This window comes from Gracilimonas sp., assembly GCF_035704785.1.
In the GTDB taxonomy this organism is placed as follows: Bacteria; Bacteroidota; Rhodothermia; order Balneolales; family Balneolaceae; genus Gracilimonas.
This window is the reverse complement of sequence record NZ_DASSWP010000208.1, coordinates 1-25,808: the sequence shown is the minus strand read 5'-3', so window position 1 is coordinate 25,808 and position 25,808 is coordinate 1. Positions and strand designations below refer to the sequence as shown.

The following is a 25,808-nucleotide window of genomic DNA, read 5'->3' as shown; positions in this document are numbered from 1 at the left end:
TTTCAAAAAGTACTCGATGATAAAGGCGGTTTCATCTGGGCACACTGGGACGGAACTCCTGAAACTGAAGAAAAGATCAAACAAGACACCAAAGCAACTATCCGCCTGATTCCATTGGAAGTTGGTAAAGAAGGAAAATGCATGGTTACCGGTAAGCCTTCGAAGCAAAAAGTTTTGTTTGCCCGGTCCTATTAATGTTTCAAACCGCCAAGCGTTCGAAGATTTTGCAAAGTAATATTTACTGTAAAGTGAATATAAAGAAAAAGTCCTCCCTTGAGGGAGGTGCAGTATTTTCAGCTTGCTGATAATACGCGGAGGGTGTAAGCCAAGGGCAATTAAGTCATAACAAAAATGATATTCCTTGGCCACAACACCCCTCCCGGCTGAAGCCGTACTCCCCTCAAGGGGAGATTTTTTCTCGCTAAAATCATTTTGCTAAACCAATTTTAACTAATGCCAAAAATCCCACATCCGTATTACCTCTGCTCGGCCCAACAATCCCGATTCATGGATGAGAAGACCATCTCTGAGTTCGGGATCGATGGCTTTACCTTGATGGAAATTGCAGGAACACGGGCTGCAGATTTTATTTTATCAAAAGTACCGACAGGGGCGCACGGAATCTTTTTCTGCGGAAAAGGAAATAATGGCGGGGATGCATTGGTCATTTCCCGATTACTCTCTCAGCAAGATTATAAGATCACCATTTGTTTTATGTCAGGAACCGAAGGTTTGAGCCCTGATGCTGACAAAAACCTGAAGCTTCTCCAAAAACTGGATACTGAAATCGAAATCCTGAGTTGGGAAGACTTCACTCCAAAAAACTACGATTTTGTAGTAGACGGGATGCTGGGAACAGGATTGAATTCTGAAGTACGCGCCCCCTATTCTGATGCCATAGAGTGGATCAATCAGCAGGAATTCCCAGTATTTTCTTTGGACGTTCCTACGGGGTTGAACGCAGATTCAGGCCAAATTATGGGATCTGCTGTTCAGACTGATTTCACTCTAAGCTTTGGAGCTTTAAAAACCGGCTTTTTCCTAAATGAAGGATTTGACACAACAGGAGAGATCATATTATGCGAACTTTCTTTCCCCAACAAATACAAAGAACCTGAAGCTTACCTTATTGACTGGGATTGGGTAGAGGCTAACTCTCCATCACCCAAACCTAAAGGTCACAAATATGATGGTGGGGTTCTATACATCATTGCCGGCTCCGAAGGATTGACGGGAGCAGGAATTATGGCAGCTAAAAGTGCCTGGAAGACCGGACTGGGTGCAGTGGTGCTCATCACCCCAAAAGGACTGCTTGAAATATTTGAGAAACAGCTGGTACAGATCATCAAAAAGCCCGTTGGTGATATCGGTGATCTATACTTTAAGGAATCTCATTTTGAGAAGGTTTTAAATATATTGAATGAAAAGCCCGGCAAACTGTTGATCGGTCCCGGACTTGGAAGACAGGAAGAGACCATTAGGTTTACCCAAAAAATATTGCAAGAATTTGAGGGAGATTCAGTCATTGATGCAGATGCTTTATTTGCGTTATCCCAACTTGATAGCTGGGAAAAACCGGGATCATCAAACTGGATCTTAACTCCGCATCCCGGAGAACTAAAAAGCTTATTTAATGAAGAGGTCAGTGACGATCTCGAAAGGATGAAATTAACCTCACTTAAAGCCAAAGCAGAAAAAATAATAATTTTATCGAAGGGAATGCCCTCAATTGTTGGAACAGAATCAGGAGATTCGTATTTAACAGGCTACGACACTCGTATTTTTTCCCGTGCAGGTTTTGGGGATATACTTGCAGGAAAAACGGCTGCCTATTGGTTGAAATTTTCATCAAATGAGTTAGCGTGCTTTTATGCATTATTAGACGGTTTCGAAAAATCCCAACAATATTATGCAGCAAATTCAGGTTCATTAGAGCCCATTGATATCATCTAAATGACGAAAATAGTTAATACACTTCTTACCCGTTCTGTTAAGCTTTATTTTACCCTATTGATCCTTTCTACCGCAGCGATCTTATATGGAACCCTTTTTCCTGCAGACTATAAGATGCCAAGGTCATTGCTTGGAATTGACAAAGTGGTTCATTTTGTTATGTTTGCTGCCTGGACTTTTTTTTATGGACTTGTTCGATTCTTAAAAGACAAATTCTCCCTGTTACCTGTATTCCTGGTGGGCGTTTTCTTCGGATTAACTGTTGAAGTGTTGCAGCATTTGCTGCCTATAGACCGAAGCCCGGAGTTACTGGATCTGATCGCTGACATTTCGGGGACAGGATTCGCTATTTTCTTGCTTTATGTGATGGCAAAAAAAGTCCCCCAATTTAAAAATAGCTCCTCATCTTAACTTTCCCCTTCCTGCACATTAATCGGTAGAATTAGGTATTTATTCTTTTAAGGTGCTTTTATCACCTTTTTTGCTATTTTAATATTGCAAAAGGCTCTATCCAATAATTTATTTGAGGTAGAAATGATAAGAAAATATCCATCAGCTGATCTCAGATTGAGTTATCCTGTTATTATTGAAACAGGTGTCATCATGACTTTATTCATTTTCATAATCATGGCTAACATAGAGCTTCCTGAACAGTCCGGCGTTATTCTAACATATGTTCCAAGTGATGAAACAGCATTGATACTTCCTCCGGTAACTACTGAGAATATGTTGGAAACAAAATCCCTTCCCGAGCCTGTTGTGCCGATCCAGATACCTACAGATGAGATCATAGAACCGGAAACTTTAGAACTCCCCGAATATGATCAGATATCTGTACTAATGGTCCCTCCTCTCCCAAACCAAATTGAAATAAAAGTAAACTATGAGCTTTTAAAAGGGATCGAACAGTTACCTGTAATGATCGGGGGTGAAGAGGCTTTTGGAAGTAGCATAGAGTATCCTGAATATGCTCGCAGGGCAGGGATCGAAGGAATTGTTGAGGTGGAATTCATGGTAACGGAGCAAGGCCTTGTAAAAGATCCGGTAATTGTCAAAGGGATTGGCGGGGGATGCGACAAAGCGGTTCTTAAGGCTATTAAATTACAACGATATAAAGCCGGTGTTAAAGGAGGAGAAATAACTTCATTCAAAATAAAAGAAACTGTTCAATTTATACTTATAAACAATTATAGGATCGTTACACACTAAAACTTTGTTTAATAAGTTAAAATATATGAGTTACTACTTGCACAGTATTCATAAAATCCCGTTCTTTTCAGCGGTAATAAATTATTTTAATATTGTATTTGAATTATGAGAAACGAAAGGAAAACACCGAAGGCTGATCTTAAAAGATCATATACTGTCTATTTAGAGGCAGGTTTGATCATTGCTTTGCTTTTTATGATCACAGCCGTAAACGTAACACTTGAAACTGAGCCGCCAAATGTTGTTGACATAGGCGAACAAGAAATAGTGGAGATGGAAGAAATTGTACAAACAAAACAAATTGAGACTCCACCTCCACCTCCCCGTCCACCGGTCCCAGTTGAGGTTCCAAATGATGAGATCATAGAAGATGAGATGATCGATCTTGATTCTGAACTAAATTTAGATGCTCCAATGGATCTACCTCCTCCTCCCGATGAAGAAGATGTAGAAGAAGATTTCTTTGTAGTAGTTGAGCAGATGCCTGTATTAATAGGCGGAATGGGTGAACTTCAAGCAAGTGTTGAATATCCTGAAATGGCTCGTAGAGCCGGTATTGAAGGCCGTGTTACCGTACAGTTTATTGTGAACGAACAAGGTAAAGTTGAAAATGCCCGGGTTGTTCGTGGTATTGGCGGCGGTTGTGACGAAGAAGCTTTGAAAGCAGTTCAGCAAGCTGAATTTGAGCCCGGAATGCAAAGAGGCCGTCCGGTTCGTGTACAGTATGCACTTTCAATCAACTTCCGACTCGAGAACTAATTCAAGTACTTTACTTATAATTAGATTTAAGGTGTGATCATAATGATCACACCTTTTTTTATGCCTTAAGTTTTTTAAGGATCTCTTTCAGGTTTTCAAATCCTGCCTTTTCTACAGCCTCTGATAGTATTACCCATTCTGTAGTTTCTATCCCTTCTTCTAATTGTGGAGCTAAATTCTCCATTCGAGTAAATATCATCGAATACCAATAGGTGGTTTTACCCATGGTTTTATTCTTTTCCTGATATTCGTGATAAGTAGTCCCTACTTCTTTTATGATCGCAGGCATACCACTCCCTACTTCTTCTGCAACTTCACGTACAGCACACATCTCCAAGCTTTCGTCAGGTTCTAATTTCCCTTTAGGAAGATCCCAGTATCCGTTTCTTAAGATCATCAGGACCTCAGGAACGGTATTCTCATTTTTGTACCTAAATACTATACCTCCGCAAGCGGTGATCGGCACAACAGAAGATTTATTCATCTTCATCAGAAGGGTTTTCTGAGGAAGCAGATTTTGCTTTTTTAGCTTCTTCTGCATAGTTCATCCTCAAATTAGTCAAAGTCTGTTCCAGATAGCCACCTGCTTCACCGGAAAGATTTCCCTTTGTGTATTTTTTAAGCATTGCCAGGGTGTCGATGGCATATTTTGCGGAGGACAGATCTTTTTCTATTTCCTGCGTTGCCGGGTTTTGGATTTTCCCAAGTCCCATCATAGCTATTTGCTGATGCTGCTGAATTAACATCATAAATAGCAGTTGCTCTTGCTGTTCTTCGTTTAATTTATCTCCATTATTACTCATCGCAGATCTTTTATTTATGTTATTGAATGATCACTCTAAATTAAGAGCTTTCAATTTAATAATGTTCAATTTTATGTACCTTATTCCTTCTCAAGGATAACCAAAATCATAAACTTTTTATGGCCATTTTAAAGCCCTTTAAAGCATGGAGACCGAATGCTGAATTCGCCCATGAAGTAGCCTGTGTACCGTACGATGTTGTAAATAGTCAAGAAGCCAAAGATCTTGCCAAAGGAAAGCCTAATAGCTTCTTACACGTAATCAGACCTGAAATTGACTTACCTGATAATACTTCTGTTTATGATCCCAAGGTATATGAACAAGGAAGAAAAAATCTTTTAAAGTTACTAAATTCAGAGACCTTCATACAAGAGGACGAAGAGTCCCTTTATATTTATAGCCTGACCATGGATGGACATACCCAAACCGGGATATTTGGGTGTGTCAGCGTAGAAGACTACAATAATGATATTATTCTAAAACACGAGCTTACAAGGCCCGATAAAGAAGACGACCGCACAAAGCATATAATCTCTCAACGAGCCCATGCAGAACCTGTAATGCTTACGTTTCGTGATTCTGGTAACATTACCAATTTCATGAACAAATACACCGAACAAAATCATCCCATCTACGACATCCAAACTGAAGATGATATAACCCATACCATTTGGAAAATTGATCGGAATGATGATTTGGTTTTAGCCTTTAGAAGTATTCCGTCATTATACATTGCCGATGGCCATCATCGTTGTGCAAGTGCAGCCCGGGCTGCTAAAGAATATGCTGCTCAGAATCCTGAACATAACGGCACTGAGGGGTACAATTACTTCCCGGCCGTCCTGTTCCCTATGGATCAGATGGAAATATTAGCCTATAACCGTATCATTTTATCTGTTCCTGATAATTTCCTGCAACAACTTGAACAGGAATTCAACCTGCAAAAGAATGCCAAACCTGTTCCGTATAAAAAGGGGGGGCTATCTATTTATATAAATGATAACTGGTTTGGACTCTCCCTTAAAGAACCGGCCAAGAACGACCCTGCTTCTAAGCTTGATATTGCCTTGTTACAAGATCAGATATTAGAACCGATGCTCGGAATCAAAGACCAGCGAACTGACCCAAATATAGATTTTGTTGGAGGTATTCGGGGAACCGATGAACTGGAAAAGCTGGTTGATAATGGAGAAGCTGCAGTTGGGATCAGTATGTATCCAACCAGTATCAAGGAACTCTTAGAAGTCTCTGATGCCGGTTTATTGATGCCCCCGAAATCTACCTGGTTTGAACCAAAACTAAGATCCGGTTTGTTAGTACATACCTTTTAACACCATTCACTCACGCTCATAAGCTATGAAACGCGTTCATAATTTTAGTGCCGGTCCGGCCGCTCTTCCTCTGGAAGTTTTGAAGATAGTTCAGGATGAACTCCTCGATTATCATGGAGACGGAACCTCTATCATGGAGCAAAGCCATAGGGGGAAATCTTACACTCAGGTAGATCAGGAAGCAAAAGAACGGCTATCCAGAATTTTAGGGCTGGGTAATGATTTTAAGATCATGTTTTTGCAGGGTGGCGCCAGCAGCCAGTTCATGCAGGTGCCCTATAATTTTCTGAAATCTGATGAAACGGCAGACTATATCAATACAGGTATATGGTCAAAGAAAGCCATAAAAGAAGCCAAGCTTTTCGGTAATGTTCATGTTCCATTTTCAAGTGAAGAAGAGAACTTTACCAGGGTACCACAACAAGGAGAGTTTAATTGTTCTAAAAACGCCCGGTATTTGCACTACACCTCAAACAATACCATTTACGGAACACAGTTTCATTCCGAGCCGGAGACAAATGGAGTCCCGTTGGTTTGTGATGCATCTTCCGATTTTCTCTCCAAAAGAATAGCCCTTGACAGATATGGACTTATCTATGCGGGAGCACAAAAAAACCTTGGGCCTTCTGGAGTTACGCTGGTTTTAGTGCGAAATGAATTCCTTAAAACCGCTGATAAATCAGATATTCCAACCATACTGAATTATCATACCCATGCCGATAGAATTTTCAATACACCACCAACCTTTGCAGTTTACATGGTAAATCTTGTTTTGAAATGGGTGGAAGAAAAAGGTGGGATCGCATATTTCGAAAAACTTAATGATAAAAAAGCTGCACTTTTATACCATGTTATTGATTCAGATGAATTCTACAGGGGAATAGCACAAAAAGACTCCCGCTCAAAAATGAATGTGACTTTTCGTTTACCATCTGAAAAGCTGGAACAGAAGTTTTTACAGGAAGCAACTGAACATGATCTTGTTGCCTTAAAAGGGCATCGTACTATTGGCGGGATAAGAGCCAGTATTTATAATGCCTGCCCTTTGGAATCTGTAGAAGCTCTGGCTCAGTTCATGAATTATTTCCGAGAACAGAATGGCTAACCTCATCTATTATCAGATAAGGCCGAATACAGTCAAGAATTGATCAATGGTGTTGGGGACAAAAATGATCAAATAAATTAATCCCCAAACTGCTCCAGCAATATGGGCCTCATGATTTATTCGCCCTTCACTTTTACTGGCATAAACACTGTAAGCCAAAAACAATACTCCGAATATAATAGCCGGAATTCCAATAGGAATAAACATGATGTAGATAGGTTCCAGTGGAAAAAGTACAATATAACCAAAAAGTACGCTTTCTACGGCACCTGAAGCACCCACTGTAGCAAATTCGGTGTTGTCCTTATGCTTATATAAGGACGGTAAACTTGATACGATCAGCCCGGTAAAATATAGCGCCAACAGATGTCCCTGACCAATACTGCGTTCCAGCACCAAACCAAAAAAGAAAAGTACAAACATATTCAGGAACAGGTGACCGAGTCCGGCATGTACAAAGCCGGAACTAATGAGTTCATACCAGGTTTTTTCACGAACTACCCGGTAAGGCATCATCATAAACTTTTCAAATAACTTAGGAGCGGCATAAAGGGTGATCAAAGAGACCAAAACATTGGCTGCAATAAGAGAAATGGTTACCGACATGTACTTTTTTTCTTTTTAAGGTAAGATGAAAATGAATCGCTTGCACAAAATTCAAAAAGAATGGTAACTTTGTTTTATTGAACAGGAAACAGATCAGGGGTAGAGCCCTTAATAAGACTAAAGCCAATATAGCTCAGCTGGTAGAGCAATCCCCTCGTAAGGGATAGGTCGTCGGTTCGAGTCCGACTATTGGCTCAAATCGGGTCTTTGGCATTTATCAGCAGCATCAAAGAAGCATCCCCATTTAATTCTGTGACCGTTTTTGTAAGTAACTTCATAGCATTTCATAAAAAAGCAGGATATATTTTTACTGCGGTTAACCAAATAGATCATCTTCATGCGCGCTCTTAATACTCTGCTCATTTTTGCCATTTCTGCGATACTTTTTTCTGCTTGTGGTGTCACAAGCCGGACAAACAACGGAATTGATTATGCCTCAACCGAAAATGCCCGTGCTATTGAAAATGGAATTTCAAGCTGGTACGGTCCCAACTTTCATGGCAAGTTAACTGCCAACGGAGAGGTTTATGACATGAATGGAGTTACAGCAGCCCATCGTACCCTGCCTTTTGGAACCATTCTTTTAGTTGAAAACCTGGATAATGGAAAAACAGTACAGGTTCGTATCAATGATCGTGGTCCTTATGCCAAAGACAGGATCATAGACCTTTCGAAAGCAGCAGCCGAAAGAATAGGGATGATAGGACCGGGAACTGCGCGCGTACGCCTTTATTTGTTGGAAGGAGATTTAGAAAACTCCAGAATTACCGATATAAAGGTTCCAACCTATACCGTGCAGCTTGGTTCGTATAAAGAACGAACACAAGCTGAAACTCAAACTGCCAAAATTGAGGGAAGCCGTGTCGAAGAAATAGATATGGCCGGGCGGACTTTTTACCGCGTTTACTATGGCATCTATACCGACCCCGATGATGCACAAAAAGAAATGCAGCGACTCAAAAACATGGGTTTTGCCGGCTTTGTAAAACAAATCCAAAATTAATTCACTTGCTGGGATTGATTACCCTCTTTTTTCCGTTTTCCGCATAAAACATAAAATCATTTTATTCATGAAGAAAAGCATCATTGTTATAGGAAGCGGATTTGGCGGACTCGGCGCTGCTTCCAGGTTGCTCTCTGACGGCCACGATGTTACCATCCTCGAAAAAAGAGACAAGCTTGGCGGGCGGGCCTATGTGTATGAAAAAAATGGGTTCAAGTTTGATGGGGGCCCAACCGTTATTACTGCTCCATTTATGTTTGATGATATCTTTGAAGCGGCAGGCAAGAAACGGGAAGATTATGTTGAATTTGTACCTTGTGATCCTTTCTACCGTATTTTTGATGCGGAGGGTAAACATTTCGATTATAACAATGACCATGAATTCACTCTTGAAGAGATCCGAAAACGAAATCCGGATGATGTAGAAGGCTACGAGAAATTCATCAAAACCACCAAAGCCATTTTCAACAAAGGATTTGTAGAACTGGCCGATAAGCCTTTTCTGAAATTCACCGATATGCTGAAGGTTGCCCCTGACCTCATTAAGCTCCAATCCTATAAAACAGTATATAAATATGTGGCGCAATTTATTAAGGATGAATTTCTGAGACGATGTTTTTCATTTCACCCACTGCTAGTCGGTGGCAATCCATTTGATACTACATCCATTTATGCCATGATCCACTATCTCGAGCGTGAGTGGGGTGTTCATTACGCCATGGGCGGAACCGGAGCTATTGTTAATGCCCTTGAAAAGTTGATCCTCGAGCAAGGTGGGAAGATTCAAACCGAAGCCGAGGTAGATGAAATTCTTATCAAAAATGGAAAAGCCACCGGTGTCCGGCTTAAGAACGGGGAACAGTTTGAAGCCGATGAAATCGTTTCCAATGCTGATGTTGCATTCACTTATAAGAACCTCATCAATCCCAAACACCGGAAAAAATATACCGACCGTAAGATCGGGCGCACCAAGTACAGCATGTCACTTTTTGTGATCTATTTCGGGACCAAGAAGCGATACCTGGATTCCGGACTGGCACATCACAACATCATTTTGGGTGAGCGATACGAAGGGTTGCTGGAAGATATTTTCCATAAGAAAAATCTCGCAGAAGACTTCTCCCTGTACCTGCATATGCCTACCATAACTGATCATTCGATGGCGCCGGAAGGTTGCGAAGGGTTCTATGTGCTTTCTCCTGTACCCCACTTGGACAGTGGTACCGACTGGAATGAAATGGCTCCAAAATATCGTGATGCCATTATGAATTTCCTTGAGGAAAATTACCTCCCGGATCTTCAGGAAAACATCATTGCTGAGCATTATATCGATCCTCTGCACTTTCAGAATGTCTTAAACAGCTATAAGGGATCAGCCTTTTCGGTAGAGCCGATCTTAACACAATCCGCATGGTTTCGTCCGCATAACAAAAGTGAAGATGTCGATAATCTCTACTTTGTGGGAGCCGGAACCCATCCGGGCGCAGGACTACCCGGTGTACTCTCATCTTCGATCATTGCTCAGGATTTAATTGGCTCTGCATAGATGCAAAGATTTGATTACATATGAGTACTGATCTTTATTTCGTGTTAGGTAATATCACATCCAATTATTAGATTCTTCTAATCTTGAGCGAGCTGCTTAAGACACATTAAATAAAAATTCATGGCTTTGGATAACGGCAATAAGTTGGAAATTCAGACGGACTATTCATTAGCCCCGTTTTTTGAATTATCGCATGATTTACTTTGTATCGCCGGCTTTGACGGATATTTTAAAAGGGTAAATCCTGCCGTTTGCAAAGTTTTGGGATATAGTGAGGAAGAACTGCTTTCAAAGCCCATTAGTTATTTTCAGCATCCGGATGATAAAGAGGTCACTCAGAAATATCGTGAACCGATCCTTTATGGAAAGCCTTTAACAAATTTTGAGAACCGGTATATCACAAAACGGGGAGACATCGTTTGGTTTGCCTGGACATCCATACCCGTTAAAGATGAAGAATTGATCTATGCCATTGCCAAAAACATCACCCATAAGAAAAAACAGGAAGAAGAACGAAATCAGTTGCTTTCAGAATTAAGCAAAACCAATAGCCGACTAAAGCAACTCAACTACACTACATCTCATGACCTCAGGGCACCTATCAGTAACTTGCTTGCTATATTTAGCTTGATGGACGTTTCTCATATCAATAATGAGGAAACCCGTGAGTTCATTGAATTGCTAAAGAAATCTACAGAAAATCTTAAAACAACTTTAGATAATTATGTAGATGACCTGAAGCTTCAAGACACACAATCAATAAACCTGGTTGATATTAAACTTATGGATGTCATTGATTCCATACGATTAACTTTGGATTCACTTATAAAAGATTCAAATACAACTTTTCAGATCGATCTAAGTGCTTTTGAATCGGTAAAATTTAACCCGGGGTATTTGGAGAGTATTTTTCTAAACCTGATCACCAATTCTATCAAATATGCACATCCGGAGCGGGATCCTGTTATCACTATAAAAACCGAGATCTCAGATGCGAAAAAACAGCTGATATTCTCAGATAACGGCATTGGGTTTGATAGCGAAAAACAAAAAGACAATGTGTTCGGGCTGAATCAAACCTTCCATGAACACAGAGACAGCAAGGGTATTGGGTTATATCTGGTGTATAATCACATTATCAGTTTAGGCGGAAAGATCACGGTAAACAGTAAAGTAAATGAAGGTGCAGTGTTCACGCTTACCTTTAAAGATTAGTTCTGTATCCGGTTTAGTTTAAAGGATAGTTCAACTGACTGTCCCTTTCCATAAACTTACCTTTCACCGGGCTTATATCTTTCTTCTGCCCTAGCCTCAACATCATCCCGATAATAAGCTACATCTTTAAAATTTACATTTATATAGCGTTCCGCTTGATCAAAAAAGTGCGGAGAATCCGGGTCTCCGCTTTGTCCACCGGCCAGCAGACTCTTTGCTGTTACTGTATCACCGAATTCAACTACAGCAATAAAACTGTTACCTGATGTGCCATAGAGTTTCTTATTTCCATAATGGCCCGCCCCGTACGATGCCAAAGCACCCCATCGGCTCGAAGCCATTCCAACAGGAAGGCTCGGCTGATCGTCATCAAAGTTTGGAGCAATTGATCCATCCAGCCGCTGAAAGCGATTAATTTCTCCCCACGGCGTATTCCAGGTACCAAAGTCTTCTTCCAGCTCTTCAAGGGTTTGTTTGAAAATAGCCAACCGCTCCTCTTCCGGAGACCCTTCCCCGTAGTAATCCATGCGTTCCATAAAATTCATTCCACCAGGATTTTCACCATTTCTCAAATAATTCATTCCATAAAAATGCGCTAAAGACATCGCCACTGATTCTTCTGAGGTCGTAAAATCCCAATTCCTCATGACTTCAATTGCTTCAGCTATTGTTTCATCTTTTGGAGATGAACTATCATACGCTTCAATAAGACCGGGAATCATTTTCTCGAAAGCCGGAAGCCGAGGATCGTAGGCTAATTCTATGAGCCCATCTAATGTCAGGTTCTCAACCTCTTCCAGTAGATCAATAGCGTGAACACCCCGAAAATTTTCGGGTGCACTTGACATATAACCCGGGTAATCTTCTCTTTTAGGACTGAATTCTGCCGCCGCTGTGAATGGGGTTGAGTTGGCATTCTGGATCCATCCATTATCGGGATTTAAGATAGTGATAGTTTCATCAACAGGATGCAAACCTTGCCAGTCGGTAGCGGGATTGCTGCCATCAACCGGTTGAGTGTGATCAAACTGTGTGTTCCTAATAGGAATGAAATTGCCGTGATAATAGGCAATATTACCTTCAGCATCAGCAAATACCGTATTGTTGGACGAGTTAGTTCGAATATCCATCATTTCCCGAAACTCATCATGATTGTTTTTCTTGGTGCGGGTGTATGACTGTTCCAGTGCTTTCACCGGTTCCCACATCAGTGAGGTTGCCACCCATTGGTCATCTATCATGTGGGTGATCGGTCCGTGATGTGTTCGATAGATCGGGAAGGTTTTTTCCAGCAATTCATCTCCCTCTTTGTACTTCAGGGTGACTTCAGAAACTTCCACATCTCTCCATTCATCGCCATATTTATACTTAAGCTGTCCATCCCGTTCTTCGATAACCTGCTTGAACTCATCGATTACATCAGCATAGGTTGAGGTGTGCATCCATCCGGTTTTCTCGTTAAAACCCTGATAGATGAAAAACTGCCCCCAGGTTACAGCACCATATGCATTCAGCCCTTCGTCACTAATGGCATGTACTTCTCCTCGGAAATAAAACGACGTGTGCGGATTGATCAATAACATGGCATTGCCTGATTCGGTATGTTCGCCGGCAATAGCAAACCCGTTAGAACCTTTTGGCTCTTCATAGGGATCTATTACCGTCAAACCGTTCCCAAATTCATTTAACGCCAATGATGCTCGATCTTCATAAAAAGCTTGTACTCTTCGTGTTGAAACCCGCTCAATATCTCCCCCAATAGAGCCTTCACTGAAATACATAGGCATCCACGGCTCAAATCTATTTAAAAGCGCCGGTTCCACGTTCGGATTGGTATGAAGATAATAATTGAGACCCGCAGCCCATGCATCACATAATTCTTTGAGCCATTGCGGAGCATTCTCATAATGCTCGATAGCTTCTTCCTTGCTCATGAAAAGGCGTGCCCGAAGGTCACTGTATAATTCATCTTCACCTTCCACTTCTGCCAGCCTTCCTATGGCCCAGATATAATTTCGCTCTACTCTTTTGAAGTCATCCTCGGCTTGAGCATACATCAATCCAAACACAGCATCAGCATCTGTCTTACCGTAAATATGAGGTACTCCAAAATCATCCCTTAAGATCTCAATTTCTGATGCCTGCTGTTCCCATCCTTCTAACTCTTCGGAAGAAAATGGAGATTGGGACTGACAGCCTGCAAATATGAATAGAATCAGAAAAGGAAAATAACAAAGCTTTTTCATGGATAATGGGTTGATTAGAAAGTTTAGGAATGTAGGCCAACAGAATCAGAAAGAAAAAGCAGAAAATGTAAATCATTTTAATCTTCATGGAATCTACATGATGATGTCTTAGAATCAGGTATATATAACTTCAGGGAGATATACCATGAAAACAGCATTCGCACTTTTCATTGTGACTCACGGATTGATACACCTTCTCGGTTTTCTAAAAAGCATTTGAGCTGGCTAAGATCAAAGAGCTTAAAATGCCTATAAACAGAACCTCAGGCATGATCTGGCTATTTACTTCATTTCTGTTTATAGCAATGTCCATTTTATATTTGGGAAATTCACCTTATTACATTGGAGTAGGAGTATCAGGAGTTACCCTTTCACAAACACTGATATGGAAAGACTGGAAGGATGCAAAGTTCGGTACGATACCCAATGTCATTTTTGGCCTGTTCCTATTCCTTTCCATTTGAAAAGACATAAAAAAAGCGAAGGAATTTGCTCCTTCGCTTTTGTTTTGATATAAAAATAGAATTCTGTGTAATCAGCTGATCACTTCAGGCTTTTCTGAAGATCTTCCCAGTCTTGAAGAAATCGCTCTAGCCCACTGTCGGTAAGAGGATGTTTCAGCAATCCTTTGATCACGCTCAATGGCATGGTAGCAACATCAGCTCCTTCTTTGGCACATTCCAAGACGTGCATTGGATGCCTGATACTTGCGGCAAGCACTTCGGTCTGGTATCCGTAGTTGTCATAGATTTGAACGATATCCCGGATGAGCTGCATCCCTTCCGTTGAGATATCATCTAATCTTCCTAAAAATGGAGAGATATACGTTGCACCGGCTTTGGCGGCAATAAGTGCCTGGGTTGCTGAAAAGCAAAGTGTGCAGTTGGTTTTGATACCCTCTTCAGAGAAAGTCTTGATCGCTTTGATACCGTCTTTGATCAATGGCACTTTAACAACAACGTTATCAGCAATGTCGGCGATTTTTCGGCCTTCTTCTACAATTTCGTCATATTCGGTAGATACTACCTCTGCTGAAACATCGCCTTCAACGATATCACAGATCTTGGCGATATGTCCTTCAAAGTCTTTGACACCAATTTTAGCGCAAAGGCTGGGATTAGTCGTAACTCCGTCTAATACACCAAGGTCGTTGGCTTCTTTAATTTCGTCTAAGTCAGCTGTATCGATAAAAAATTTCATGAATGGCAAAAGTTTAATAGGTGATTGGCATCAAAGGTAAAGATAACTATTCATTTCCCCACATTCATTTCATCTGGAAACATATAATTTCGTTTTTTTACAAAACTAACCCTTGTAAAACCAAACTTTCTATTGAACTTATATGTACTAGAATAAGTGTTTTAAAATTCAGATTTCAATCCAATAATTATCAAGTGAAAAAGACCATATTTCTTTTATCCGTAATAAGTGTATTTATCATAAGCTGTGGAAACAGTGGCTCAGAGGGGCAGCCCAATCCCTCCATGTTTGGAGGCAATCAGGGGCAACGCACCACAAGTGTTGAAACCAGTACCATTGAAATGGGCACCATTGCCGAACAAGTTCGTTCCTACGGTAATGTAAAAGCTCAAAGTGTAGTTTCGGTTGTCCCGCAGGTAAGTAACCGCATTACTGATCTTTATGTTGATTTAGGTGACACTGTACGTCAGGGACAAATACTGGCTAAAATTTATGATGCTACTTTCAGAGATCAACTCACACAGGCACGTTCTCAAGTCGAGCAAAGCCATATAGCTTTAAGACGTGACAGTTCAGAATTTACAAGGCAACAACTCCTTAACGAACGTAACCTGACCAGCGAATCTGAATTAGATATCGCACGGGCTTCCTATCAGAATTCACTGGCACAACTTGAGTCTGCCCGTTCTTCACTTAGTCAGGCTTTGGAAAACTTAAATAATACGGAAGTTAAGGCACCTGTTAACGGGGTCATTATTTCCCGTGCCCTTGAAGCCGGAGACATAGCAAATACCGGAACAGAGTTATTTCAGATCGCCAGTACAAATGGATATGAATCCCGCATTTATTTACCGATACAAGACTGGAAAGCCATACAAATTGGGCAGAAAGTAAACCTTCGGGTTTCCAATGAAAGTGGAGTCAGTGCAAGAGGTATTGTTTCCCGGAAAAGTCCTCAACTTGATGCTACCACCGGATTAGGCGAAGTGGTGATCACGTTAACCCAAACCGGAGATACAATTTATCCCGGCGTTTTGGTTGAAAATGTGATCAATATCACTACCAAGGACCGTGCTATCATCGTGCCCCGAAGTGCGCTTGTGGAGCAAGTAGAGACGGTCATCAACCCGGAAACTAATACCATAGACCTGGAGAGAACCTATTCAGTATTTGTATCGCAGGGTGATAGTATTGCCGAGCGTCGGCCCCTGGAATTAGGTATTGAACAAGGAGATAAAATCGAGGTGCTTGCAGGACTTATCCCTGAAGATAGAATTATTGTTACCGGCCAAAGCGGACTTGAAGACGGATCACGGATATCAGTGGCTTCAGGTGAAAGATTTCAGGCTCCGGAAGAACGCCAAATTGAAGGGGAATCGAACGGTAACAGAATGGGTGCCGGACAAAACCCGCTTGCTAATATGAGTGAAGAAGAACGTACTGCAGCCCGGCAAAAAATGCAGGGTATGTCGCCGGAAGAGCGTATGGTGTTTCTTCGTGAATTACGCGCGAACCAAGATTCAACTGCCGATTCAACTTCTAACTAAAGGAACCAATGGGCTCTCTTTCTAAACTGGCTGTTGACCGTCCGATTACTTTTTTAATGATGACCCTGATTCTGCTGGGCTTTGGTTTCTATGGCCTGCAGAATTTACGGCTGAATCTTTATCCTGACGTTTCTTTTCCTACTATTACGGTATACACCAGCTATGAAGGTGTTGCCCCGGAAGATATCGAAACATTGGTTACCCGCCCTATCGAGGAATCAGTAGGCAGTATCAGTGGAATTCGGCGGGTACGTTCGCTTTCCAGTCAGGGAGCATCCGTTGTAAAGCTTAACTTTGAATGGGGAACCGATCTTTATCAGGCTGAAAATGATGTTCGTAAGGAATTAGGATTTGTTGAACGCTCCATCCCAGATGACGCCGAAACACCCCTTGTTTTTTCTTATGATCCCAATCAGGAACCTATCGTTGTACTTACCGTTACCTCAAATGCCCGAAGTGCGCGTGAACTTCGCACCTATTCCAAGCAGGTGCTGGAGCAACGCATTGAACGGATAAACGGTATCGCATCGGCTGAAACTTCCGGTGGCCTCGAAAGGCAGATCAATGTACGCATCGACAATCAACAGATGAGGCTTTATAACCTCACTATTGCTGATATCTCCCAAAAGCTTCAGCAGGAAAATATACAGGTTCCTGCGGGTCAGCTTACCGAAGGCAATACCATTTATTCACTCAGAACCATCGGAGAGTTCAAGAATGTTGATCAGATCCGGAACACAATTATTACGGTACGTGACGGTCAGCCTTTGCTTTTAAAAGACGTTGCTACCGTAACTGATGGTATTGCTCAGCCTATTGGAAATGTGCGGGTGAATGGAGAAGATGGGGTTGTCCTTAATATTTATCGTCAAAGTGATGCCAATGTAGTAACCGCCGCCAATTCTGTTGTAAACAGCCTTGAAGAAATACAACGAAGCCTACCCAATGATGTACGAGTTGGTGTGCTTACCAATAAAGCTGATTTTATTGAACAGTCTATCAGTAATCTGCTGATGACCGGTATTCAGGCAATCATTTTAGTGATCCTCATCTTGCTGGTCTTTTTGAGAAGTGGACGTTCGGCTATGATCATCGCAATTTCGATCCCTGTTTCCATCATTACAACTTTTTTGGTGATGGATATGGCCGACCTCAGTCTCAATATTATTTCACTGTCAGGGTTAACCCTCGCTGTTGGCCTTGTGGTTGATAATGCCGTCGTAGTTCTGGAAAATATATTTCACTTCCGTGAAGAAGGTGAAGACCGTGATACAGCTTCCGTAAATGGAGCAAAAGAAGTGGCAGTACCGGTTGTTGTATCCACTATTACCACACTGGTTGTTTTCCTGCCGATCTTGTTTGTACCCGGAATCGCCGGATTCCTGTTCCGCGATCTGGCTCTCACCATTTCATTTTCACTGGTCATCTCGGCTTTGGTTGCTCTTACACTTATTCCGCTGATGACCTCCCAGTTTTATAAAGAGAAAGCCGTTGATTTTGAGGCTAAGAATAGAGTGGCGAAATTTTTTACACGTCTGCTTCAGAAGCTTGAAAAAACATACCATGATCAACTTCAAAATGTAATTGACCGAAGTGGATTGGTCGTTGTAGGTGCTGTAGTTTTATTCCTGGCTAGTCTTCCGTTGTTTTATGTGATAGGCGGAGAATTCTTCCCCCGGGTAGATGAAAATGCATTCGTTTTGGAAGTACAGCGTGAGCCAGGAGTAAACTTATTTGAACTGGAGCGTTCCATCGGTCAGGTCGAAGCTATTATTCAACAGGAAGTCCCCGAAGCCCGACTCATTGTGTCTGATTACGGAGATAAAGAAGGCATTGAAGGGGCCGATGATCCGGGTGGATTTACCGGCACGGTTCGTATTGAATTAGTTTCCCAAAACGAAAGAGAACGCACCCAGGCTGAGATCACAAGTAGTTTGATCCGTGAACTTCAGGTTGTTCCCGGAGTACAGATACAGGAAGTGATCATTGACCCGCTTAGTCCTGATGGCGAAAATGGCTTGATCGTACAGATCTTTGGGTATGATGCCGCGACAAAGCAAGAACTTGCTGAAGGCATAAAAGAACGCCTTCTTGAAATTGAAGGTATAAACAGCGTATTCAGTTCCTCTGATCAGGGCAGACCGGAATTACGGCTCATCATGGATCGTGAACGTATTTCGCGGGTTGGCATGAATACCAATCAGGTTGCAACCGCTGTCAGTAATGCGGTCAAAGGAAATATTGCTACTGCTTTTGTAGATCAGGGAGTGGAATTTGAAGTTGTTGTTGAATTGGCTCCTCAGGACAAAGCGCAATCCGTGGATCTCACAAATATTCAAATTCAAACACCGGCCGGCGAATGGATGCCGCTCAAAAATCTTGCGCGCGTTGAACGCTATACCGGACCAACAAATGTACTTCGAATTGATCAGGAACGCGTTGTTGAAGTGACCGCTGAACTTGAAGGGATCGATCTTGCGGCAGCTTCGGCTCAAGCCCGTCAGCAACTGGATCAGGTAAACTGGCCGGATGAATATCGTTATGAGATCTCCGGTACAGCCGAGGAGCAAGCAGAATCATTTAGATATCTGATGATCGCATTTCTAATCGCAGGCATCCTTACTTATATGGTCATGGCCTCACAGTTCGAAAGTCTGGTTGAACCTTTTATTATTATTCTAACCATCCCGCTAGCCTTGACCGGAGTGCTGCTTATGCTTTGGATCACCGGTACTTCCATCAGCGTAACTTCTATGGTTGGATTGATCTTGCTTACCGGTATTGTGGTAAACAACGGAATTGTGATGATCGACTACATCAAAATTTTACAAGCCAGGGGCACGAATCGTAAGAAAGCAGTTGTTGAAGGAGCAACACGTCGTTTACGCCCGATCCTTATGACCGCATTCACCACTATTTTATCCATGGTTCCACTGGCACTTGAACTCGGTACCGGTTCCGAAACCTGGAGCCCGATGGCAAGAACCGTCATTGGAGGGCTCACCATGAGTACCCTGCTGATGTTGTTTGTGGTACCCTGTTTTTATAACATTATAAACGGCTGGGTTGAAAAGTTTGGATTTGATGCCGTTCACAAAGAAGATCCTTTAGCCAACTCTCAGGAGGCATTAGCATGAAACAATTCAGTGTAGCAGGAAGTATTCTCAAACGCCCTATCACGGTCATTATGATGACATTGATCGTGATCGGTTTTGGCGTGTTTTCTCTGGCCAATCTTAAAGTCACCTTATATCCCTCATTCAATATTCCGGTGTTAGCGGTATCCACGGGATATCAAAATGTGGCACCTGAGGACATCAACCGGATCATTGTAAATCCTATTGAAGGAGCCCTTTCTGCTATCGAAGGCATTGAAACGCTGGAGGCACGGGTGAATCGCGGAAGTGCTTTTATCATTCTTCGCTTACGTGACGGCGCTGATATCCGTAAAACAGAATTGAAAGTCCGTAAAGCCATTGATCAAATACGGGGAGATCTGCCACAACAAGCCAGTGAACCGGTTATCTTCCAGTTTGATCCCGAAAACCGGCCTATCATGCGCCTCAGTATTGATGCCGATAATCGTGGCCTTGATGAGCTTCGAAATATAGGGCTGGAACTTGTTGAAACCAGGCTCGAACGCATTGAAGGACTGGCTTCCGCTGAAACCCAGGGAGGTCTGGAACGGCGTATCTATGTGGATGTATCCCCCATGTCGTTGGCACAATATAATTTAGTGCCTTCAAATATAGAAAATGCCCTTCGTTCTAATAACGTACAGCTTCCGATTGGTAATATCGTCTCAGATAAGATCAACTATAGCATCAGGGCACAATCTACCTATCAGACCGTAGATCAAATTTCGAATACTATTATTCAAGTTACCGAGAACAACATCCCTATTCGTGTTAAAGATGTAGCTGAAGTAAGTGATGGTTTTACCGACGTAACAAGTCTGGTAAAAGTAAACGGTAAAAACAGTGTATCGATAGAAGTCCAGAAAAACTCGGATGCCAATACCCTTGATGTAGTAAATGCTGTGAAAGAAATAGTCCCTGAGATCAATGAGATCTTACCGCCCGGTGTTACGCTCAGGGTACTTTCCGATGAAGGAAAAACCATTGAAGACTCGATCAATAATCTTTCACAATCAGCATTAGCGGCTCTTGTTGTTGTTATTTTAGTGATCCTGGTTTTTATGGGAGGATGGAGAATATCGCTCGTGGTGGCATCCACCATCCCGGTTTCTATTGCAGCCAGTTTTGCGGCTATGTATGCAGCAGATCTCACTTTGAATATCCTGACCATCTCAGCTTTGGCGCTGGCTATTGGGCTGTTGGTAGACAACTCCATTGTTGTAACCGAAAGCATTGCTCGTAAACTGGAAGAAGGTGTTTCACGATTTGATGCAGCACTCAAAGGAACCAACGAAGTAATTGGAGCCTTACTCGGTTCAACTTTGACAACTCTCGGGGTTTTTATCCCCATTATTTTGATCTCAGGAACTCAGGGCGCATTCTTTCGGGAATTCGCTTACGCGATCTGCTTTGCCATAGGCTTTTCGTTCCTTTCATCTATTATTTTAGTTCCGGTTATTTCTCTGCTTGTCTTAGACTCAAAACAGTTTAATACCAAGAATCTGGCTTTTAAAGGAATCGAAAAACTTGAACGTGGTTATATCAGATCTCTGCGATGGTTATTTCATCACAAATGGATTCCTTTAACAGCAATGATCGTTATCGCCGTAAGTACTTTTTTCCTTTACACCAATATCCCAAAACAAGGATTCCCTGAAGCTGATTCAGGCCAGATCGATATCAATATAAGCCTTCCTGAAGGCAGCCAGCTTATCAGAACTGCAGATGTTTTAGACGATTTCAGCCAAAAAGTAGGCGATCTGCCCGAAGTAGAAACCATGATCACCAGTATTGGGCGAAGCCGCTGGGGAACGCAAACCAACAGTGGTGAAATTAGTCTCACCCTGGTTCCGGAAACAGAGCGAGAAAAAAGCAGTACCCAATTCGCTGTTTTTCTCAGAGAAAAATTAACCTCTCCCGGAGTTGATGTTCGCGTAAGAGTTGTAGGCGGTGGCCTCAGCTTTGGACGAGGATGGGATTCAGGGGCCGGATCTATTCGGTTAAGCTTAATAGGAGCAGAAATTGATCAACTGCTTGCTATTTCAAATGAAATTGAAGCTAAGCTGATGGGAGATCCAAACGTAATTGATGTGGACAACGGCCGTACCGATCCCACTCCGGAACTGCATTTTATTGCAGACCGTGAGCGACTTGCACGGCTTGGCACAAACCTGAATACCGTAGCCGGAGCTTTAAGGACACAAACTTTAGGCAATCAGGCAGGATATTACATTAATGAAGGGCGCGAGATCCCTATTGAGGTTAGAACAAGAAAAGAAGCACTAACCAGCCGGGAGGACCTGTTCGATCTGGAAGTCTTTCAATTTGAAGATCAGCGTATTCCTATTCAGGCCATCGGAGAGTTTGTACCTATGAGAGGTGTGGATTCCTTCCAGCGCCGCGACCGTGAAACTGTTCTTGACGTTAATATTCAGGTTCAGGGTAATGCCCTTGAATTTGAACCTGTTATCAGAGATTTCCTGGAAAATGAAGTCGTGCTGCCCGATGGCTACCGATATGAATTTACCGGCGGAACCCAGGAAACCCAGCAGGGGCAATCCGAATTTGGCTTTGCTTTGTTAGCTGCCCTGGTACTCATGTTTATGATCATGGCTTCACTGTTCGAAAACTTCAGGGATCCTTTTGTGATCTGGCTGTGTATCCCTCTTGCCATGTTTGGTGCCCTTGCTTTCTTATTTCTCATTGGAGATGCACTGAGTACAACAGCAAATATTGGAATGTTCATGCTGGTGGGTATCATAGTCAATAACGGGATCGTATTAGTGGATTACATGCACTTGTACACTAAAGGAACTGATTATGACCTGCTGAACCGTAAATCTGTGAGTTGGAGAAATCTCTTTATTCCTGTTTTCCTTTGGAAAGAAAAACCAACCGTCAGGAACTCCGAATTGCTTCAGCAAATTATCGAAGCCTGCCGAAGAAGAATGAGGCCGATTTTACTGACAGCCATCACCACCATTTGTTCCATGATCCCGCTTTCTTTGGAGATCGGATCAGGTGCTGAAACATGGTCACCACTTGCTAAAGCCGTGATTGGCGGGCTGATGTTTGGATCTATCTTAACACTTTTTATTACTCCCGTGCTTTCGGTTTCACTGAGTATGACCATTGAGTGGTTTAAGGAGTTATTCCGGTCAAGGAAGACTGAAACAATTCAGGCTTAAAACCTTACAACCAATTACAAAGCAAGAATAAAAAATTGGTTAAATCCTCTTTCAGATATGGAAATTGGAACGTGTTTAGCCTATACTTGTTTAAATAATAAAAAGGAGAAATATCATGAGCAGATCATCAGATTTTTTATCAGGAATTATTTCAGGGGCACTTATGGGCGCTGTTTTTGCATTGCTTTATGCACCTGACACAGGTAAAAACACCCGAGACCGTCTATCTTATAAACTCAGCAACTATTACGATGACCTAAATGATCTTATCGATCAATTGCGGGAAGAAAAAGAATTACTGGTTTCAGAAGCCAAAGAAAAAGGTGATAAAGTAGTTCTTGAAGCCAAAGAAAAAGCTGAAGGACTTATCAAAGAAGCCGAAGATCTTTTGGAATCTATTGAGACCGCCAAAGAGAAGTCAGCGGATGCAAAGAAGGGCTGATTTTTACCTCTTATAGATAAAAATTTAAAACCCCATACATGCATTTATGTGCGGGGTTTTTTATGCCTTGCATTTTTCCTCATCAATGGGTAATTCCCGATATCCCCTAATCAAGATATCGGGACTATGGAATCACGTAAACAATTTTTGAAAAAACTGGGAACCGGAGCTGCTGTTCTGGGTGCAGGTGCTTTTTTCAGTCCGCAGAAAGCAAAAGACATCGCCCAAGAGTTGCAGCACTTTTCAGGCTCCCCTAATGACATTGCAAAAAACGAAGATTTCTGGGCACAGGTGCAACAGGCTTTTACTGTTGATCGTAGTCTCATCAATTTAAATAATGGTGGAGTGAGTCCTTCCCCGGCATTTGTGCAGGATGCTATGAAAAAGCATCTCGATTTTTCTAATCAGGCCCCAGTCTATAACATGTGGCGGATCTTAGAGCCTAGACGGGAAGGAGTACGCCAGCGGCTTGCCCGAAATTTTGGAGTGGACACCGAAGAGATCGCCATCACCCGAAATGCTTCCGAAAGTTTACAAATTTGTCAGCTAGGCTTTGACCTTAAGCCCGGTGATGAAGTTCTGACAACCGATCAGGATTACCCCCGAATGATCAATACCTTTAAGCAGCGCGAACGCCGGGAAGGTATTAAACTTACTCAGATCAGTATTCCCGTTCCCGCTGAGGATGATGCTGAGATCGTCCGGCGGTTTGAGCAGGCGATCACCCCAAAAACCAAACTCATCCTGATGAGCCACATCATCAATATCACCGGACAGATCCTGCCGGTCAAAAAGGTGGTGAATATGGCTCGCCAAAAAGGCATTCCGGTCATAGTGGATGGAGCCCACGCCTACGCCCATTTTAATTTCAAACACTCCGATCTGGATTGTGATTATTATACCACCAGTTTACATAAATGGCTGTTTGCTCCACATGGCACCGGCATGTTGTACGTGAAGAAGGATAAGATCAAAAACCTTTGGCCACTAATGGCTGCTGCGGAATCGCAGGATGAAGATATCCGAAAGTTTGAAGAGATAGGAACTCATCCCGCTGCTAATTTTTTGGCTATAGGTGAAGCCCTGACCTTTCACGAAGGCATTGGTTCAGCCCGAAAAGAGGCACGCCTCAAACACCTGAATGATCTCTGGATCGATGAGATCGTGGATGGCGATAAAGTGGTGCTTCACACCAGCCGTGATCCAAAATATGCCTGTGGAATAGCCACCGTACAGATCAAAGGAATGGAGCCCGGGGAATTGAACAGTACCCTTTGGACTGATTATCGTATTATCACCACCCCTATTGTCCATGATCAGTTTGAGGGCATCCGGGTTACCCCAAATGTTTATACCACCATGGAGGAGATCGGGCGGTTTGTGGATGCGATGAAGGATCAGATTGCTAAAGTGTAGCGAATACACTGATAGATGGAGGCAAAGTCTTCGGTTGGCATTACAGCGGAGCTACTTAACAAAAACTTATTAAATTGAAAATCAGACATGTGATAAAGACTCAGTAAGGGCGCATTGCAATGCGCCCTTACTGAGAATAAACCAATGAAAACATGAAAAAACTATCCTCACTTATTTTAATTGTGGTATTTGCGAATATCTCCTGTACACAACAGGAACAAACTCCCAATCAAAAAACCATCATTCAAACAGATAACGCTCCGGCTGCTGTTGGGGTGTATTCGCAGGCTATTCAGGTTGGGAATGTGTTGTACCTCTCCGGGCAGATCGGGTTGGTTCCTGAAACCCGCGAGCTGGCCGGTGATGACCTCGAATCTCAAACACACCAAACCCTGCAAAATGTTAAAGCCGTTTTAGAGGCCGCAGGATTTACAATGGCGGATGTGGTAAAAGCCCAGGTCTTCCTCGATAACATGAATGATTATGGGGCTTTCAATAAAATTTATGTTGAGTATTTTCCGGAAAACCCTCCGGCCCGAGCGGTGGTTGAGGTTAGCCGAATTCCACTCGATGCCAAAGTTGAAATAATGGTGGAGGCTGTAAAGTAACTTACTATGTCGAATCTACAAGATTTCATCAACCTTCGCCGAACACTGCACCGGTATCCTGAACTTTCGAAGCAGGAATTTGAGACTTCGAAACGTATTTCGGAATTCATGCAGCAATTCAATCCTGATGAAGAAATTCCGGTTGCCGGAACCGGGAAGATGTTTGTGTTTGAAAGCACCGAACCCGGGGAGACCATCGTCTTTCGCTGCGAGCTAGATGCCCTTCCAATTCAGGAACGTTCTCCGAATCTTGCTTACCGTTCTTCCATTGACGGTGTGGCTCACCTTTGTGGTCACGACGGACATATGGCCATCATCGCTTATCTTGGGAAACTCATTTCAGAAAATCGACCTAAAAAAGGAAAAGCCGTACTGCTTTTTCAACCGGCGGAAGAAACGGACCTCGGAGCAAAAGACGTAGTGGAGTCTCCTGAATTTCATGCTCTGTCTCCGGACTACATGTTTGCCCTTCATAACATACCGGGACAACCTAA

The 25,808-nt window shown here is 42.5% G+C and carries 22 protein-coding genes, 1 tRNA gene and 1 pseudogene; 19 read left to right on the top strand and 5 right to left on the bottom strand.

Annotated features, from left to right (window positions below; translation table 11 throughout):
• The 5 genes and pseudogenes from VFM80_RS12075 to VFM80_RS12055 all read left to right on the top strand — a co-directional run.
• A pseudogene (locus VFM80_RS12075) lies at positions 1-195 on the top strand (proline--tRNA ligase); the annotation flags it as partial.
• Positions 196-453: 258 nt separating this feature from the next.
• Positions 454-1,953, top strand: a complete 1,500-nt coding sequence (locus VFM80_RS12070) for an NAD(P)H-hydrate epimerase (RefSeq protein ID WP_395072083.1) — start codon at positions 454-456, stop codon at positions 1,951-1,953.
• On the top strand, positions 1,954-2,364 hold the full coding sequence (locus VFM80_RS12065; RefSeq protein ID WP_395072082.1) for a VanZ family protein: 411 nt from the start codon (positions 1,954-1,956) through the stop codon (positions 2,362-2,364).
• 192 nt (positions 2,365-2,556) lie between these two features.
• Positions 2,557-3,162 (top strand): energy transducer TonB, encoded by a 606-nt coding sequence (locus VFM80_RS12060; protein ID WP_395072081.1) that lies wholly within the window; start codon positions 2,557-2,559, stop codon positions 3,160-3,162.
• 105 nt (positions 3,163-3,267) lie between these two features.
• A complete protein-coding gene (locus tag VFM80_RS12055) occupies positions 3,268-3,921 on the top strand; it encodes an energy transducer TonB (RefSeq protein ID WP_395072080.1) in 654 nt (217 codons plus the stop codon).
• 58 nt (positions 3,922-3,979) lie between these two features.
• On the opposite strand, the gene VFM80_RS12050 is transcribed toward VFM80_RS12055, so the two are convergent.
• Positions 3,980-4,411 (bottom strand): NUDIX hydrolase, encoded by a 432-nt coding sequence (locus tag VFM80_RS12050; protein ID WP_395072079.1) that lies wholly within the window; start codon positions 4,409-4,411, stop codon positions 3,980-3,982.
• Positions 4,398-4,724, bottom strand: coding sequence for a DUF1844 domain-containing protein (locus VFM80_RS12045; protein ID WP_395072078.1), 327 nt, complete (start codon positions 4,722-4,724; stop codon positions 4,398-4,400). The genes VFM80_RS12050 and VFM80_RS12045 overlap by 14 nt, the downstream gene beginning before the upstream one ends.
• Before the next feature lie 119 nt (positions 4,725-4,843).
• Here VFM80_RS12045 and VFM80_RS12040 point away from each other — a divergent pair, with 119 nt between their 5' ends.
• Both VFM80_RS12040 and serC read left to right on the top strand, forming a co-directional pair.
• Positions 4,844-6,055 (top strand): DUF1015 domain-containing protein, encoded by a 1,212-nt coding sequence (locus tag VFM80_RS12040; protein WP_395072077.1) that lies wholly within the window; start codon positions 4,844-4,846, stop codon positions 6,053-6,055.
• Positions 6,056-6,080: 25 nt separating this feature from the next.
• Positions 6,081-7,160 (top strand): 3-phosphoserine/phosphohydroxythreonine transaminase, encoded by a 1,080-nt coding sequence (serC, locus tag VFM80_RS12035; RefSeq protein WP_395072076.1) that lies wholly within the window; start codon positions 6,081-6,083, stop codon positions 7,158-7,160.
• 12 nt (positions 7,161-7,172) lie between these two features.
• Here the strand turns inward: serC and VFM80_RS12030 are convergent, their stop codons facing one another.
• Positions 7,173-7,766 carry a rhomboid family intramembrane serine protease gene (locus VFM80_RS12030; RefSeq protein WP_395072075.1) on the bottom strand — a complete coding sequence of 198 codons (594 nt, stop codon included), beginning with the start codon at positions 7,764-7,766 and terminating at the stop codon, positions 7,173-7,175.
• Positions 7,767-7,888: 122 nt separating this feature from the next.
• On the opposite strand from VFM80_RS12030, the gene VFM80_RS12025 reads away from it, so the two are divergent.
• From VFM80_RS12025 to VFM80_RS12010, 4 genes are all read left to right on the top strand, one after another.
• Positions 7,889-7,961: transfer RNA gene (locus tag VFM80_RS12025), tRNA-Thr, on the top strand.
• A 142-nt stretch (positions 7,962-8,103) separates the two neighbouring features.
• Positions 8,104-8,769 (top strand): septal ring lytic transglycosylase RlpA family protein, encoded by a 666-nt coding sequence (locus VFM80_RS12020; RefSeq protein ID WP_395072074.1) that lies wholly within the window; start codon positions 8,104-8,106, stop codon positions 8,767-8,769.
• Between the two features lie 67 nt (positions 8,770-8,836).
• Positions 8,837-10,315, top strand: a complete 1,479-nt coding sequence (locus VFM80_RS12015) for a phytoene desaturase (protein WP_395072073.1) — start codon at positions 8,837-8,839, stop codon at positions 10,313-10,315.
• Between the two features lie 126 nt (positions 10,316-10,441).
• Positions 10,442-11,530 (top strand): PAS domain S-box protein, encoded by a 1,089-nt coding sequence (locus tag VFM80_RS12010; RefSeq protein WP_395072072.1) that lies wholly within the window; start codon positions 10,442-10,444, stop codon positions 11,528-11,530.
• Positions 11,531-11,586: 56 nt separating this feature from the next.
• Here VFM80_RS12010 and VFM80_RS12005 read toward each other — a convergent pair whose 3' ends face one another.
• Positions 11,587-13,776: an acylase gene (locus tag VFM80_RS12005; protein ID WP_395072071.1), complete on the bottom strand. Its 2,190-nt coding sequence runs from the start codon at positions 13,774-13,776 to the stop codon at positions 11,587-11,589.
• Positions 13,777-14,021: 245 nt separating this feature from the next.
• On the opposite strand from VFM80_RS12005, the gene VFM80_RS12000 reads away from it, so the two are divergent.
• Positions 14,022-14,240 (top strand): hypothetical protein, encoded by a 219-nt coding sequence (locus tag VFM80_RS12000; RefSeq protein ID WP_395072070.1) that lies wholly within the window; start codon positions 14,022-14,024, stop codon positions 14,238-14,240.
• Between the two features lie 79 nt (positions 14,241-14,319).
• On the opposite strand, the gene fsa is transcribed toward VFM80_RS12000, so the two are convergent.
• Complete coding sequence (gene fsa / locus VFM80_RS11995) at positions 14,320-14,976, bottom strand: fructose-6-phosphate aldolase (RefSeq protein ID WP_395072069.1); 657 nt, start codon at positions 14,974-14,976, stop codon at positions 14,320-14,322.
• A 194-nt stretch (positions 14,977-15,170) separates the two neighbouring features.
• Between fsa and VFM80_RS11990 the strand changes: the two genes are divergently transcribed.
• From VFM80_RS11990 to VFM80_RS11960, 7 genes are all read left to right on the top strand, one after another.
• Positions 15,171-16,523: an efflux RND transporter periplasmic adaptor subunit gene (locus VFM80_RS11990; protein ID WP_395072068.1), complete on the top strand. Its 1,353-nt coding sequence runs from the start codon at positions 15,171-15,173 to the stop codon at positions 16,521-16,523.
• An 8-nt stretch (positions 16,524-16,531) separates the two neighbouring features.
• The gene (locus VFM80_RS11985) at positions 16,532-19,660 is read left to right on the top strand and encodes an efflux RND transporter permease subunit (RefSeq protein ID WP_395072067.1); all 3,129 of its coding nucleotides are present in this window, start codon (positions 16,532-16,534) and stop codon (positions 19,658-19,660) included.
• Complete coding sequence (locus VFM80_RS11980; protein ID WP_395072066.1) at positions 19,657-22,848, top strand: efflux RND transporter permease subunit; 3,192 nt, start codon at positions 19,657-19,659, stop codon at positions 22,846-22,848. The genes VFM80_RS11985 and VFM80_RS11980 overlap by 4 nt, the downstream gene beginning before the upstream one ends.
• Positions 22,849-22,963: 115 nt before the next feature.
• Complete coding sequence (locus VFM80_RS11975) at positions 22,964-23,290, top strand: YtxH domain-containing protein (protein WP_395072065.1); 327 nt, start codon at positions 22,964-22,966, stop codon at positions 23,288-23,290.
• 126 nt (positions 23,291-23,416) lie between these two features.
• The gene (locus tag VFM80_RS11970; RefSeq protein ID WP_395072064.1) at positions 23,417-24,706 is read left to right on the top strand and encodes an aminotransferase class V-fold PLP-dependent enzyme; all 1,290 of its coding nucleotides are present in this window, start codon (positions 23,417-23,419) and stop codon (positions 24,704-24,706) included.
• 152 nt (positions 24,707-24,858) lie between these two features.
• A complete protein-coding gene (locus VFM80_RS11965; protein ID WP_395072063.1) occupies positions 24,859-25,314 on the top strand; it encodes a Rid family detoxifying hydrolase in 456 nt (151 codons plus the stop codon).
• Between the two features lie 6 nt (positions 25,315-25,320).
• Positions 25,321-25,808: M20/M25/M40 family metallo-hydrolase (locus VFM80_RS11960; RefSeq protein ID WP_395072062.1), on the top strand; the 488-nt coding region annotated here is incomplete at its 3' end.

What these genes read in the sequence shown, in the direction of transcription:
- VFM80_RS12070 (WP_395072083.1), top strand. Translation starts at nt 454, where the DNA reads ATGCCAAAAATCCCACATCCGTATTACCTCTGCTCGGCCCAACAATCC.
- VFM80_RS12065 (WP_395072082.1), top strand. Translation starts at nt 1,954, where the DNA reads ATGACGAAAATAGTTAATACACTTCTTACCCGTTCTGTTAAGCTTTAT.
- VFM80_RS12060 (WP_395072081.1), top strand. Translation starts at nt 2,557, where the DNA reads ATGACTTTATTCATTTTCATAATCATGGCTAACATAGAGCTTCCTGAA.
- VFM80_RS12055 (WP_395072080.1), top strand. Translation starts at nt 3,268, where the DNA reads ATGAGAAACGAAAGGAAAACACCGAAGGCTGATCTTAAAAGATCATAT.
- VFM80_RS12050 (WP_395072079.1), bottom strand. Translation starts at nt 4,411, where the DNA reads ATGAAGATGAATAAATCTTCTGTTGTGCCGATCACCGCTTGCGGAGGT.
- VFM80_RS12045 (WP_395072078.1), bottom strand. Translation starts at nt 4,724, where the DNA reads ATGAGTAATAATGGAGATAAATTAAACGAAGAACAGCAAGAGCAACTG.
- VFM80_RS12040 (WP_395072077.1), top strand. Translation starts at nt 4,844, where the DNA reads ATGGCCATTTTAAAGCCCTTTAAAGCATGGAGACCGAATGCTGAATTC.
- serC (WP_395072076.1), top strand. Translation starts at nt 6,081, where the DNA reads ATGAAACGCGTTCATAATTTTAGTGCCGGTCCGGCCGCTCTTCCTCTG.
- VFM80_RS12030 (WP_395072075.1), bottom strand. Translation starts at nt 7,766, where the DNA reads ATGTCGGTAACCATTTCTCTTATTGCAGCCAATGTTTTGGTCTCTTTG.
- VFM80_RS12020 (WP_395072074.1), top strand. Translation starts at nt 8,104, where the DNA reads ATGCGCGCTCTTAATACTCTGCTCATTTTTGCCATTTCTGCGATACTT.
- VFM80_RS12015 (WP_395072073.1), top strand. Translation starts at nt 8,837, where the DNA reads ATGAAGAAAAGCATCATTGTTATAGGAAGCGGATTTGGCGGACTCGGC.
- VFM80_RS12005 (WP_395072071.1), bottom strand. Translation starts at nt 13,776, where the DNA reads ATGAAAAAGCTTTGTTATTTTCCTTTTCTGATTCTATTCATATTTGCA.
- VFM80_RS12000 (WP_395072070.1), top strand. Translation starts at nt 14,022, where the DNA reads ATGCCTATAAACAGAACCTCAGGCATGATCTGGCTATTTACTTCATTT.
- fsa (WP_395072069.1), bottom strand. Translation starts at nt 14,976, where the DNA reads ATGAAATTTTTTATCGATACAGCTGACTTAGACGAAATTAAAGAAGCC.
- VFM80_RS11985 (WP_395072067.1), top strand. Translation starts at nt 16,532, where the DNA reads ATGGGCTCTCTTTCTAAACTGGCTGTTGACCGTCCGATTACTTTTTTA.
- VFM80_RS11980 (WP_395072066.1), top strand. Translation starts at nt 19,657, where the DNA reads ATGAAACAATTCAGTGTAGCAGGAAGTATTCTCAAACGCCCTATCACG.
- VFM80_RS11975 (WP_395072065.1), top strand. Translation starts at nt 22,964, where the DNA reads ATGAGCAGATCATCAGATTTTTTATCAGGAATTATTTCAGGGGCACTT.
- VFM80_RS11970 (WP_395072064.1), top strand. Translation starts at nt 23,417, where the DNA reads ATGGAATCACGTAAACAATTTTTGAAAAAACTGGGAACCGGAGCTGCT.
- VFM80_RS11965 (WP_395072063.1), top strand. Translation starts at nt 24,859, where the DNA reads ATGAAAAAACTATCCTCACTTATTTTAATTGTGGTATTTGCGAATATC.